This window comes from Rhizobium sp. CF080 (assembly GCF_000282095.2).
In the GTDB taxonomy this organism is placed as follows: domain Bacteria; phylum Pseudomonadota; class Alphaproteobacteria; order Rhizobiales; family Rhizobiaceae; genus Neorhizobium.
The window spans coordinates 226547-239522 of record NZ_AKKC02000010.1; the positions used below are offsets into that span (position 1 = coordinate 226547).

Genomic DNA, 12976 nt, shown 5'->3' on the forward strand with positions numbered 1-12976 from the left:
TTGCGGGGAGAAGGTGCCGGCAGGCGGATGAGGGGCGCTATCCCTCGTCTGCCGGCATGAATTTCAAATCCGGCGCATCCTCAGGCTCATTCAACCTACCCTCCAGGATCGCGACGATGGTCTCCAATACCGACTCCATTTCCGTGAGCACCGCCACATTCCAGAAACGGGCGACTGACCATCCCTCGGCATTCATGAAGCGATCCCGTTGCCTGTCGTAATCGCTGTCGGCGTGTTGGCTTCCATCAATCTCGATGACAAGCTTTCGATCCCGGCAAGCAAAATCCGCAAAGTAGCGACCGATTGGAAGCTGTCGGACGAACTTGAAGCCGTTGAGGCGCCGGGCGCGCAACTCCTCCCAAAGCTTTGCCTCTGAAACATTGTCGGTATGGCGCAGCGAGCGGGCGCGGGTAGTCGTGCTTGTTTTTGGACCCCGCATCGCAGCCCCTCATCCGCCTGCCGGCACCTTCTCCCCGTTTTGACGGGGAGAAGGAAATATGCCGCGCCGTCGTCGGAATCTCAAGATCCGTGCAGGAGGCGCCCCCATTCGTGTACATCGAGAGAGGCGTTGCGAAGCCACCTACCGGCAGTACCGATACCCGTCCTTCCGCTCCAGCACGTCCAGATGCAGGTGGTTCTGATGGGCAGCGTCGCTGCCCGGTGACAGGACGGTGGTGAAGTGAAGGCAGGCGCCTGCTGTCGCCGTGCGCTGGAAGGCGCCTTCCATGGTGGAGTCTTCGTCGCGCGGCTTCATGGTCATCTTCTCGCCGTTGTCGAGCTTGAAGGCGGCGACGTCGAAGGCGTTGCCGCGGGCGTGTTCGGAAATCTTGCCCGTCGAGGCGCTGTTGCGCAGGCGGCAGGCATAGGTGGAGCCGGGCACGAGGCCCGTGATTTTGCGGCCCGGCATGGCGATGTTGAGCGCCGGCTGGACCGTGTCCTTCAGCCAGTGCGCCATCGAGACCGCCGTCTTGCAGCGCATCGTGGCGCCGCCCAGCGAGACGCCAGGCAGGACTTCGGTTACGTCGATCGGGCTTTCGATGCCGCAGCCATTGCCGTCGTCGATCGGATCTGTCGGTTCGAACTTGGCGCCGAGCGAGGTGAGATCGGCAAGGCAGGCCTTCAGCTCCTCGGGGTCTTCCTTGACGAGCGGAGGCGGTGGAGGCGGGGGCGGAGCTTCTGCCTTCTGCTCGTCCGGTTGCTTGCCGTTGGCGTCCGGGGCGTCCGCCTTGGTTTCGTTCGGTTTGGCGTCTTCCGGCTTTGCCACATCCTGTTCTGGTGCAGCCGCCCGGTCGGGCTTGTCTGCCGGCGCATCGGCAGCCGTGGTGCCCGGTTTGGGCAACGGCTTGGGAACTTCTGCCGCATGTGCCGGTTCCGAGGCCGTGCCGGGCTGTTCGACGACAGGCGGGCTTGGGGGAGGGCTCTGCGGATTTTCGTTCGGCCGGTTCTGCGCCACAGGTGGCGGGGCTACGGGGGGCGGGACCTTGGGCGGCGGGGCCTCCTGAACGACCGGCTTGTCGGCGGTGTTGTCCGCCTGCTGAGCTGCTTCAGCCGGCTTCGCCGCTTCTCCGACCGGTTTCGGGATCGGCAGGGGAACGTTTTCCGGCGCGGGTGGTGGCGGAACTGCACCACGTGCCTGCGATCGTGGGGATGCGCGGCGTCGAGGCGCGGGATCGCGCGATCCGTCCTGCAGAAGGCGGGTGAGGAAGTTCACCTCCACGACGCCCACCGGGACGCCGGAATATTGCGCCTGCGGTATCGGTCTTTCGGGCGGCATTGCCGCCCCGATGATCAAGGGCAGGCCTGCCAGAATTGCGATCCACGAATGCTGCATGCCGTATCCTTCTCGGCTGCGTTTCTTCGACCCTTAAGGGACGATAAACGCCGAAGCCCGGTTTTGGTCGCATGCCGGCGCCAGAATTCTGTTTGGGGGGCATGGAAATTCGCTTGCGTGGTTCAAAAACCCCAGCTAACAATTCGGCCCATGATGAACTCGATGAACATCGCTAACTGGTGGCCGGCTCGCTCAACGCGGCCTTGACCAGTCATGTCCATCGACAAGACCACAAGCCGCCCGGAACCCGAGGCGGCTTTTTTGTTATCCGCCGCAGGGACCCGGGCAAAGACATTGGAGAGGCAGGACAATGGTAACGATCATTCGGGATGACGGTTCGGAGGTCTACGAGACGAGGGGCGGGATTGCGGTCAGCCGGCAGCGGCGCGCTGCACCCTATGCGGATGCGATCTCCTCTTATGTCGACAGGCTCGACGAACGGCGCGGCGCGGTATTCTCCTCCAACTACGAATATCCGGGCCGCTACACCCGCTGGGACACGGCGATCGCCGATCCGCCGCTGGGGATCTCTTCGAACGGCCGTAAGGTGTGGATCGAGGCCTTCAACGGCCGCGGCGAGGTGCTGCTCGGTTTCGTCGCCGACAAACTGAAGACCGTGGCCGACCTGGCGCTCGGGGCGCGGACGGACCGCCGCCTTGACCTCACCGTCAACGAGCCGACCCGCGTCTTCACCGAGGAAGAGCGCTCGAAGATGCCGACGGTGTTTTCCGTGCTGCGGGCGATCGTCGACCTGTTCCATTCGGAAGCGGATTCGGCGATCGGCCTGTTCGGCGCCTTCGGTTACGATCTCGCCTTCCAGTTCGATGCGATCAAGCTTTCGATGCAGCGGCCGGAAGACCAGCGCGACATGGTGCTGTTCCTGCCCGACGAAATCCTGGTCGTCGACCATCATGCCGCCAAGGCCTGGATCGACCGCTACGACTTTTCCAAGGACGGGGTGACGACGGAAGGCAAGGACCAGGAGATCGCGCCAGATCCCTTCCAGCGCACCGATACGATCCCGCCGAAGGGCGACCATCGACCGGGCGAATATGCGGCGCTCGTCACCAAGGCGAAGGAGAGTTTCCGCCGCGGCGACCTGTTTGAAGTGGTGCCGGGCCAGAAGTTCATGGAGCGCTGCGACTCGAAGCCTTCGGAAATTTCCAACCGGCTGAAGGCGATCAATCCGTCGCCCTATTCCTTCTTCATCAATCTCGGCCACCAGGAATATCTGGTCGGTGCATCGCCGGAAATGTTCGTGCGGGTGTCGGGCCGGCGCATTGAGACCTGCCCGATCTCCGGCACGATCAAGCGCGGCGAGGATCCGATCGCCGACAGCGAACAGATCCTCAAGCTCTTGAATTCCAAGAAGGACGAGTCCGAACTCACCATGTGCTCGGATGTCGACCGAAACGACAAGAGCCGCGTCTGCGAGCCGGGTTCGGTGAAGGTGATTGGCCGCCGGCAGATCGAGATGTATTCGCGGCTCATCCACACCGTCGACCATATCGAAGGCCGGCTGCGGCCCGACATGGACGCGTTCGACGGCTTCCTGTCACACGCCTGGGCCGTCACCGTCACCGGTGCCCCGAAACTCTGGGCGATGCGGTTCATCGAGAACCATGAAAAGAGCCCGCGCGCCTGGTATGGTGGGGCGATCGGCATGGTCGGCTTCAACGGCGACATGAATACCGGGCTGACGTTGCGCACCATCCGCATCAAGGACGGCATTGCCGAAGTGCGGGCAGGCGCGACGCTGCTCAACGACAGCGATCCGAACGAGGAAGAGGCTGAAACCGAACTGAAGGCGTCTGCCATGCTGACAGCGATCCGTGATGCAAGGGCCGGCAATGCGGCCAAGGTCGGCCGCGACGTGGCGCGGGTCGGGCAGGGGGTGAAAATCCTGCTCGTCGACCACGAGGACAGTTTCGTCCACACGCTCGCCAACTATTTCCGCCAGACCGGCGCCACCGTCTCGACCGTGCGCACGCCGGTGCCGGAAGAAGTGTTCGACCGGTTCGACCCGGATCTCGTCGTGCTGTCGCCCGGGCCTGGCAATCCGAAGGATTTCGACTGCAAGGCGACGATCAAGTTGGCCCGCTCTAAAGGCCTGCCGATCTTCGGCGTCTGCCTCGGCCTGCAGGCGCTTGCCGAGGCCTATGGCGGTGAACTCCGGCATCTGGCGGTGCCGATGCACGGCAAACCCTCACGCATCCGGGTGCTGGAGCCGGGCATCGTCTTTTCGGGGCTCGCCAAGGAAGTGACCGTCGGACGTTACCATTCGATCTTCGCCGATCCGAAGACGCTGCATCCGGATTTCATGATCACCGCCGAAAGCGAGGACGGAACGATCATGGGCATCGAGCATGTCAAGGAACCGGTGGCGGCGGTGCAGTTCCACCCGGAATCGATCATGACGCTCGGGGGCGACGCCGGCATGCGGATGATCGAGAACGTCGTGGCGCATCTGTCACGGCGGGCGAAGACCAAGGCGGCGTGAGCCGTGTCGGCTTTATCGCCGGATGGCATCGGGGACGAGCTGGACGAGACGACCGCGCTGCTGGGCACAATACCCGGCGGCACGGATCTGCTGGCGCGACTGGGCAGTGTGGCGGATTTCCATGATGCGGAAATCGTCGGCCTCACGCTCGACCGGTCGGGGACGAGCACGCTCGTTCTGAAGGTCACAGAGGGGCCGAAGCAGGCGCTCGTCAGGTTCACTCTAAACCAGTGGATTGATGTCAATCTCAACGGCTTCAGCCAGCAGAACGTCATCAACCGGCTAACAATCCGACGTACGAAAGAACGCCGGATCGAGCCGTGGGAATCGGGGACGGGCGTGCAAGTGGGTGAGTTCGAAATCACCCTGGCGCCGTGCTTCGGAGCCTATGGGATGATCCGGGCGAATATCGAAAGAATCGAATTTCTGGACTACGACACATGACATCTGCAGCCGCCATCCCGATCGAATCCATCCGCGAAGAGCATATCGAGAGCTTTCACAAGGCTCTCGATACGGTCTCGCGCGAGCGAAAGTACCTGAGTTTCCTGGAGGCGCCGCCGCTTGAAGACGTGCGGCCCTTCGTGCTCGACAATATCGAGAACGGCCATCCGCAGGTGGTCGCCGTTAACGGCGGCGAGGTGGTCGGCTGGTGCGACATCCGCCGGCATCCGCGCCCGATCCATGCCCATTGCGGCACGCTCGGCATGGGCATCATCCCCGGCTACCGCGACAAGGGGCTCGGCACGCGGCTGATCCGCGCTGCGGTCGGTCAGGCCCGCGAACGCGGCTTCCACCGCGTCGAGCTGCATGTCCATGCCGACAACGTGAGAGCCATCGCGCTCTACGAAAAGGTCGGCTTCGTGCGCGAGGGGGTGGCGCGGGATGCGGTGAAGATCGACGGGCGGTATATCGACAGTATCAGCATGGCGGTGATCTTCGGGTAGCAAGGTTTTCGTATTGCGGGAGATTCGGCGGCGCCAGGGCTTGATCGTCCAGGCGCCGTTCGCATTTGAAACCGGCGATCCGCCGCCCCTCAGTAAAAGACAGTATCTCGGCACAAGGCGCCGTATTTTTCTTCCTAGTATATTTTAGGTACTAAAACCTGTTTGTTGCAGCGCAATATTCTTGAAACAATTTTCATTTAGGCCTGCACAGATAGTTGGCAAACGGGTTGTTTTGTCTTGTTTTTCCGGCTGTTATGGCAATTTTTAGTTGATCTTCCTAGGGATTTTTATGGGAAAAATTGTAGGGACTAACTTCCGGCGTCGTGACTATGGGATGCGAAAATCTTTAGCCCCCGGCCTTTTTTCAGGGATCAGCTGGCTGGCATTGACCATCGGGGGAGGATCCACGCCGGCATCGGCCGCAACCTATCTCGTCAGCAACGAGACCGAATTGCGGAACGCCATCACCTCGGCAAATGCCGATGGCGATGCGACCGCGACGATCAAGATGACGGGCAGTTTCGCCATATCAAGCACTTCGCTGACTGCCACGACGAAACCGATCACAATTGACACGCAGGGCTTCGTTCTGTCGGGCACGGATAATGCGGCGGGAGCGGGCTCGTCGGTCTCTCTTTCGGGCCTCGGCGGAACAAGAACCATCGAGGGCACGCTGGTCGGCGGAGATGCGGGCGCTGCGCCGGTGAGCGCCGCGGGCGGCAGCGGTCTGAGCTTCAATTTACAGGCTTCGGCCGTCAACAACGGATCGATAACCGGTGGCACCGGCGGCGGTGGCGGAGGCAACGGAGGCAGCGGGGCAATCCTGCTCAGCCGGTCGACATTGGTCAATAACGGAACGATCTTGGGCGGGACGGGGATCGTCGGCCTTGGAGGCGTCGGCGCGGAGGTCCGGAGCGGATCGACGGTCGTCAACAATGGAACAATCCAGGGCGGAGACAGCCTCACGTCCGGCGGCGGCACCGGGGTCGATATCGGCAGTCCGATAGGGAACAACACGCTCATCAACAATGGTACGATCCGGGGTGGTACGGGGCCGGCCAACGGGACCGGCAACAGCGGGATAGCCCTCCGGGTGCTGACGGGAACCAATCCGATCGTCAATACCGGGCTCATCGAGGGTGGCAGCGGTGCGCTCGCCGTCATCACCAGTGGCGCATCGGTCAATCTCAACCTCACCAATAGCGGCACCATCCGGGCGGGCGCCGGACAGACCGACGCGATCCGGCTGGCGTCGACCGTGACATCGGGCACGATCAATCTCGAGCTTCAGTCCGGATCCGTGATCGAGGGAAACGTCGTCGGAAACATGGCGCCTACGCCTATCGCCTCTACCAGAATGGCGTCTCGACGCCGGCTGACGGCGACTGGTATCTCCGTTCCGACATGGTGCAGCCCGGCGTACCGGTCTATCAGGCCTATCCCCAGCTGCTGCTCAGCCTGAACCAGCTCGGCACGCTTCAGCAGCGTGTCGGCAGCCGCGCGCTGTCGGCCGATCTTCGGACGGTCTCGACCCAGGGGCTCGAAGGCTTGTGGCTGCGGACCGATGGCATGCATGGCAGCCTTCATCCCGATGCCGGCGCGGGCGATGCCGACCAGGACTACGACCTGTGGCGGCTGCAGGCCGGGATCGACGGCGAGATCTATCGGAATGACGACGGCAGGCTGATTGCCGGCCTGACCGCGCAGTACGGCACGATATCCGGCGACCTTCGCTCGTTGGCCGGCAATGGCGACATTTCCACCTCCGGCTACGGCGTCGGCGCGACGCTGACCTGGTATGGCGAGCGCGGGTTCTATGTCGATGCGCAGGGTCAGACGACTTTCTACGACAGCAACCTCAGGTCGGATGCTGTTGGCACGGCGCTCGCGGATGGCAATACCGGCTTCGGTTATGCTCTCAGCCTCGAGGCCGGCCAGCGTTTCGACGTTGCGGGGGCATGGTCAGTCACTCCCCAGGCGCAGCTCGTCTATTCGTCCGTGGATTTCGGCAGCTTCAACGATCCGTTCGGCGCGCGCGTTTCGCTTGATCGCGGCGATAGCCTCAATGGCCGGATGGGATTGGCGCTGAATCGCGAGGAAAGCTGGCAGGCCGCCGGCGGAGGCATGGCGCGAGCGCAATTCTACGGTGCTGCCAACCTCTATTACGAATTCCTTGACGGCGTCTCGGTCGATGTCGCCGGCAGCCGCTTCGCAAGCCGAGGCGACGAGGTCTGGGCCGGGCTTACGCTTGGCGGCTCCTACAGTTGGGGCGACGAGCGGTTCTCGGTCCACGGCGAGGTGTCCGCCAAGTCGTTGTTGAAGGACGCCGGCGACAACTATGCCCTGGGTGGTTCCGTCGGTTTCCGTGTCAGGTGGTAGCCGTCGGGCCTGTCTATCTGGATATTTAACAAGCGGGATGGTTTGCCGTCCCGCTCGCTGGCACCAATCCCACATCGACAACTGCGCCGGCCCTTTGACAAACCGGCTTATCTGAGTCATATGCAGGCCATTCGAAACCGCCGCAGCGAGACCATCTCGCTGCGGCGGTTTCGCCGTTTTGGGCCTTCGGTCCTGCAAATCATTCGCACGCGCAAAAAGGAAGACATCGTGGCGAGGGAAGTCAAAATCGTCGAGCGGCTTGCCTTCTGGGGCATTCCAGTGTCGCTCGTCGTCATGTCGTTGAAGATGCTCGCCTGGTGGGTGACGGGATCTGTCGCGCTGCTCTCGGACGGGCTCGAATCCTTCGTCAACGTCGCCGCCGCCTTCATCGCCTATTTCGTGATCCGCTACGCGCAGCGGCCGGCCGACCACGACCACCAGTTCGGCCATCACAAGGCGGAATATATTTCGGCGGTCGTCGAAGGCGGGCTGATCATCGTTGCAGCCGTCCTGATCATCAACGAGGCCTGGGACGGGCTGCTGACGCCAAGGCTGCCGGAAGCGCCGGTGCTCGGCCTTGCAATCAACGCGCTTGCCGCCGTCATCAACGGTGTCTGGGCGACGACGCTGATCCGGGTCGGCACGGCCCATTATTCGCCGGCCATGGCGGCCGACGGCCAGCACATCATGTCCGACGTGGTGACTTCGGCCGGCGTGCTCGTGGGCCTCATCCTTGCGCTTGCGACGGGTTACGCGATCCTCGACCCGGTGCTCGCCATTCTGGTTGCGATCAACATCCTCTGGCAGGGCTACAAGGTGATCGCCCATTCGGTCGGCGGGCTGATGGACAAGGCGCTGGAGCCGGACGAGGAAGCGGCCGTGCGCGAGGCGATCGCTACCCATTCGGTCGGCGCGCTCGGCGTCCACGACCTCAAGTCGCGCCGGGCGGGGGCGGCCGCCTTCATCGATTTCCATCTGGTCGTGCCGGCTCACATGAGCGTCGAAGAGGCACATGCGATCTGCGACCGCTTGGAAGATGCCATCAAAGAGATTATTGCGGGCGCCACATTGGCGATCCATGTGGAGCCCGAAAGCGAAAATCCACATGGACAGAAGGTCGAATTCGAAGGAACAGGCAAATGACGATGACGGATGTCAGCGGGCTCTCGCAGCTCGGATCCCAGGTGGAGGCTCCGCAGAGCCCCGAAACCGCAGTGATGGAAAAGGTGCCGAACGGCAACCAGGGCACCGATTACGTGGTGCGCTTCACGGCGCCGGAATTCACCTCGCTCTGCCCGATGACCGGCCAGCCGGATTTTGCCCATATCGTCATCGACTATATTCCGGACGGGTTTCTGGTCGAGTCGAAGTCGCTGAAACTGTTCCTGCATTCGTTCCGCAACCACGGCGCATTCCACGAGGACTGCTCGATCTACATCGCCAAGCGGATCGTCGATCTGCTTGAGCCGAAGTGGCTCCGCATCGGCGCCTACTGGTACCCGCGCGGCGGCATCCCGATCGACGTGTTCTGGCAGACGGGCGAGGCGCCCACCGGCGTATGGCTGCCGGAGCAGGGGGTGGCGACGTATCGGGGACGTGGGTGAGGCGCGACGGCTTGCCGGCAAAACGCTCCAGTGGAGCGTTTTGAGCGCCGAACGCGCTGAGCCAAAGCGAAGCGCCGGGATGGGTGCGGCAGGCTCCTCGAAACCGAGCGAGTGTGGCGTGCGATCGACATTGATGTTGCAGTCCGTCACCCCCCTCCCACGTAGAAGATAGGCCCTCCGCCCGCACTCACACGTCGATCGAATCGTCGCCGCCCATGTCGCTGTTGTCGAAATCCGCCTGGTCGTCGGAAAAATCGTCGTCGGTGTAGCCGGCCTGCTGCCAGCCGTCGTTCGAGCCGGACTTGTCGGTGGCATCATTGCTGTTGGCGGGGGCATTGCCATCCGAGGCCTGGCGGATCGCGTCATCCCCGAAATAGTTGTTGTTGATGACGGTTTCCTCGACCGGGGCGTTGCCGCTGCCGAACGGGTTCGCACCGGCGAGCGGCGAACCCCAGCCGAGCGAGTTCATATGGCTGCCGAAAATGCCCGACAGAGAATTGGCGAGCAGCATGCCGCCCGCGACGCCCGCGGCGGTGCCGAGCGCGCCGCGCAGAAAGCTGCCGCCGGCTGAAGGAGCCGACGCCTGGCCGCTCCAGGGGGCGGCGGATGGCGGGGGTGTACGATAACCGTCGTCATAGTCGCTGCCGGTGCGGTAGTTCTGGCGCGGGGCGCTGCCCCACGGGCCCGACTGGGGACCGCTTTGGACAGCGGGGCGGGGAGCCGGCATCGGCTGCTGGACCTGGCCGGTGCCGAAGATCGAGCTCAGGAACCCGCCGCTCTGTTCGGCGCGGTGATGTTCGCTCGTCTCCGCTTCGAGCTGGTGGACGCGGTCTTCGAGTTCGCGGATGCGGTTGGCGGCGGCTTCCAGGCCCTTTTCCTGCACGATGACAGCCTGGGCCAGATAATAGGTGGCGTAGGGCTGTTCGCGGGTGGCCTGGTCGATCAGGGTTTCGGCGTCACGGTCGCGCGGGGTTGCGGCGGCGGTGCGGACGCGGTCGAAAAGGGCGGTCAGAAGCTGGCGTTCTTCCGGTGACATGCTTGCCTCCTTGCAGGCGTTTGCCGTGCACAAGAAGGTAGGCAAGGATTCCGGCATTTCAAAGCCGGAATCCCTTACATTTCGGTAATCTTGGCGAGTGACCGGGGGATCAGCCGAAGATCAGCGATACGCCGAGAAGCGCGGTCGCTGCGCCGAGGATACGGGCGATATAAGGGCTGAACCGGGCGATGCCGAGGCCGAGTGCGATGCCGGCGGCATGCAGGAGGGCGGTGGCGATCATGAAGCCGATGCCGAACTGCAATGCACCCGCGGACCCGAGTTCGCCGCCATGGGCGTGGCCGTGGAACAGCGCAAAAACGCCAACGACGGCAGCTGCCGCCGAAACCGGCAGTTTCACCGCCGTTGCGACGAGCAGGCCCAGGCCGATCACCGAGGCGAGGATCGCCGGTTCGACGAAGGGGAGGCTGACGCCGCCAAGCGCGAGGAGGAAGCCGGCGGCCATCGTGCCGACGAAAGCCGAGGGGACGAACCACAGCGCCTTGCGGTTGCTGCCGCTCGCGATCTGCGCCGCCCAGAGGCCGACTGCGACCATGACCAGGATATGGTCGGCGCCAAAAAGCGGATGCGAGAATCCGGCCAGCAGCGAACCATGTTCCTCAGGGTTAAGATGGGCGAAGGCAGGTGCTGCTGCGGCGGCAAGAATGGCGGCGGTGAGCGAAAGGCGTTTCAGCATTTGGGTCCCCTGGAAATTATGTGCATGCGGAATGGTATCGGAGGATAGGCAAGCGCTTTGTGGCTGTCCATCGGCAATTGCCGCGGCATGAGGCTCGGTACTACGTCATTCACCTTAGTCCGTGGAAGGTGCCGTCTTAGACTCTACGCTCCATTGTTTTACGGCGGCGAACACATTATGTCCGGTATATGAATCTGATGCAGGAGACTCTCAGCGTGCTCGACGACGAAGACGACAAGGACGACAAGACCAAGGAACTGCCGCTCGGCAAGGAAACGGAAGCGAATCTTTTCAAGTCGCGTTCGATCTTCATCTATGGAACGATTACCCAGGAACTGGCGCAGAAGGTCAATACGCAGCTCGTGGCGCTTGCCGCTGCCAGCGACGACGACATCCGCGTCTATGTGAGCTCGCCCGGCGGCCACGTGGAATCGGGCGACTCGATCCATGACATGATCAAGTTCATCAAGCCGAAGGTCTGGATGATCGGTACCGGCTGGGTCGCATCGGCCGGCGCGTTGATCTACGTGTCCGTTCCGAAGGAGCGCCGCATCTGCTTGCCGAACACCCGCTTCCTGCTTCATCAACCGTCCGGCGGCACCCGCGGCATGGCATCCGACATCGAGATCCAGGCCCGCGAAATCATCAAGATGAACGAGCGGCTGAACAGGATCATGGCCGAAGCCACTGGCCAGTCGGTCGAGAAGATCGCCGCCGACACGGACCGCGACTACTGGCTGTCCGCCGAAGAAGCCAAGGCTTACGGCCTGGTTTCGCGGATCGTGACGTCGCAGAGCGAAATCTGATCGTTCGCGGAAATCTGAATTGAAAAAGCCCCGCCGGCGAAATGTTGGCGGGGCTTTTTGTTGCGTGCCGGCTCGCGTTACCGCGGGTGGGCGCCTGCCGGACGACTGGCAGACTTTTCCGTCTGCGGGTTCAGGCCACCTGCGGACGCCAGGCGATGACGCCTTCGGTGCGGGCGCGGACTTCGGGCGCGGCAAGGCAGGTGGCGACGGCCTCGTAACCCGGCGCACCCGGGATGGGCGCTACGCGGCTCGGAGGGCTGTGGTTGGCGGGGCAAAGGATGATCGCCTCGTCCTGGCCGACGGCGCCGAGATCGAGGATCGCCGAAGAGCGCGTCATGACGAAGAGCGGCCGGGCGCCGGGACCGCGATTGCGCAGGTATGCGGCGACCGCTTCCTGCGATGTCTGGTCCAGGCCGTGTTCGATCATGTCAATCACCGGGATCTGAACCCCCTCGGCTTCCAGCGCGACGACGAGGGCGGTGAGGGCAGGCGTCGCCACCGCTCCTTCGTCCAGAAGCCAGGCGAGTGCTTGCTCGACGCGCAACTTCAGTGCCGGATCGGTTTCCATCCGTGCCCGGGCGTCGGCGGCGTCGTCCGCGGCACGGTCGAGGTCGACGAAGATCGCACCCGGCAGGTTTTCGGCGATTGCCTTGGCGAACCGGGTCTTGCCGCTGCCGAGCGGGCCGATGATGTAGTTGACCGGTCTTATATCCCTGAGCTCGAAGTGTTCGCCGCCCCAGGGCCAGGGAAGGTCGAAAGCAGCCACGATCTCGGCCGCCGGCCACGCCAGCCGCGTCAGCTCGTGCATCTGGGGCGGTTCGCCGCCGGCAAGGCCCGCGCGCAGGCTGCGGACTTTTTCGACCGTCTCGGCGATCCTGCGGGCCTCCGTTTCGAGCCTCGCCTGATGGGCGGCAAGCGCGGGCGCGAGTTCCTGGGCATCGCCGCCCAGCACGCGGGCCACCTGCGCGAGGCTGAGGCCGAGGGCGCGTAATGCGGCGATCTCGGCGGCGCGGGCCATTTCAGCCGGGCCGTATGTCCGCCATCCGGCCGCGGTGCGGACAGGAGCGATCAGGCCGCGCTGTTCGTAGAGGCGCAGCGCCTTTGGGGATATGCCGAGCCGCTCGGCGGCGTCGGACGGGTTCAGATAGTGTGCGGAAGAACTCAAGGAATCACCTCGTT

The 12976-nt window shown here is 63.5% G+C and carries 12 protein-coding genes; 7 read left to right on the forward strand and 5 right to left on the reverse strand.

What is annotated here, in order from left to right; translation table 11 throughout:
• Window positions 1–37 precede the first annotated feature (37 nt).
• Both PMI07_RS23580 and PMI07_RS33765 read right to left on the reverse strand, forming a co-directional pair.
• Window positions 38–439 carry an endonuclease domain-containing protein gene (locus tag PMI07_RS23580; protein WP_024164077.1) on the reverse strand — a complete coding sequence of 134 codons (402 nt, stop codon included), beginning with the start codon at window positions 437–439 and terminating at the stop codon, window positions 38–40.
• Between the two features lie 141 nt (window positions 440–580).
• On the reverse strand, window positions 581–1831 hold the full coding sequence (locus PMI07_RS33765; protein WP_007771051.1) for an extensin family protein: 1251 nt from the start codon (window positions 1829–1831) through the stop codon (window positions 581–583).
• Between the two features lie 310 nt (window positions 1832–2141).
• Between PMI07_RS33765 and PMI07_RS23590 the strand changes: the two genes are divergently transcribed.
• The 6 genes from PMI07_RS23590 (at window position 2142) to queF (ending at window position 9261) form a co-directional block, all read left to right on the forward strand.
• Window positions 2142–4331: an anthranilate synthase gene (locus PMI07_RS23590; protein WP_007771049.1), complete on the forward strand. Its 2190-nt coding sequence runs from the start codon at window positions 2142–2144 to the stop codon at window positions 4329–4331.
• A 3-nt stretch (window positions 4332–4334) separates the two neighbouring features.
• Window positions 4335–4775, forward strand: a complete 441-nt coding sequence (locus PMI07_RS23595) for a hypothetical protein (protein WP_007771047.1) — start codon at window positions 4335–4337, stop codon at window positions 4773–4775.
• Window positions 4772–5278, forward strand: a complete 507-nt coding sequence (locus PMI07_RS23600; protein ID WP_024164078.1) for a GNAT family N-acetyltransferase — start codon at window positions 4772–4774, stop codon at window positions 5276–5278. The genes PMI07_RS23595 and PMI07_RS23600 overlap by 4 nt, the downstream gene beginning before the upstream one ends.
• Before the next feature lie 1296 nt (window positions 5279–6574).
• On the forward strand, window positions 6575–7657 hold the full coding sequence (locus tag PMI07_RS23605; protein WP_245277228.1) for an autotransporter outer membrane beta-barrel domain-containing protein: 1083 nt from the start codon (window positions 6575–6577) through the stop codon (window positions 7655–7657).
• Window positions 7658–7885: 228 nt separating this feature from the next.
• Window positions 7886–8800: a cation diffusion facilitator family transporter gene (locus tag PMI07_RS23610; protein ID WP_037088117.1), complete on the forward strand. Its 915-nt coding sequence runs from the start codon at window positions 7886–7888 to the stop codon at window positions 8798–8800.
• The gene (gene queF / locus PMI07_RS23615) at window positions 8797–9261 is read left to right on the forward strand and encodes a preQ(1) synthase (RefSeq protein ID WP_007765146.1); all 465 of its coding nucleotides are present in this window, start codon (window positions 8797–8799) and stop codon (window positions 9259–9261) included. Before PMI07_RS23610 ends, queF begins: the two co-directional genes overlap by 4 nt.
• Before the next feature lie 187 nt (window positions 9262–9448).
• Here queF and PMI07_RS23620 read toward each other — a convergent pair whose 3' ends face one another.
• Together PMI07_RS23620 and PMI07_RS23625 are read right to left on the reverse strand one after the other, a co-directional pair.
• Complete coding sequence (locus tag PMI07_RS23620; RefSeq protein WP_024164080.1) at window positions 9449–10297, reverse strand: DUF2076 domain-containing protein; 849 nt, start codon at window positions 10295–10297, stop codon at window positions 9449–9451.
• 109 nt (window positions 10298–10406) lie between these two features.
• The gene (locus tag PMI07_RS23625; protein WP_024164081.1) at window positions 10407–10991 is read right to left on the reverse strand and encodes a HupE/UreJ family protein; all 585 of its coding nucleotides are present in this window, start codon (window positions 10989–10991) and stop codon (window positions 10407–10409) included.
• A gap of 215 nt (window positions 10992–11206) precedes the next feature.
• Here PMI07_RS23625 and PMI07_RS23630 point away from each other — a divergent pair, with 215 nt between their 5' ends.
• On the forward strand, window positions 11207–11797 hold the full coding sequence (locus tag PMI07_RS23630) for an ATP-dependent Clp protease proteolytic subunit (protein WP_024164082.1): 591 nt from the start codon (window positions 11207–11209) through the stop codon (window positions 11795–11797).
• 130 nt (window positions 11798–11927) lie between these two features.
• Here PMI07_RS23630 and PMI07_RS23635 read toward each other — a convergent pair whose 3' ends face one another.
• A complete protein-coding gene (locus PMI07_RS23635) occupies window positions 11928–12962 on the reverse strand; it encodes a MerR family transcriptional regulator (RefSeq protein WP_024164083.1) in 1035 nt (344 codons plus the stop codon).
• Window positions 12963–12976 lie beyond the last annotated feature (14 nt).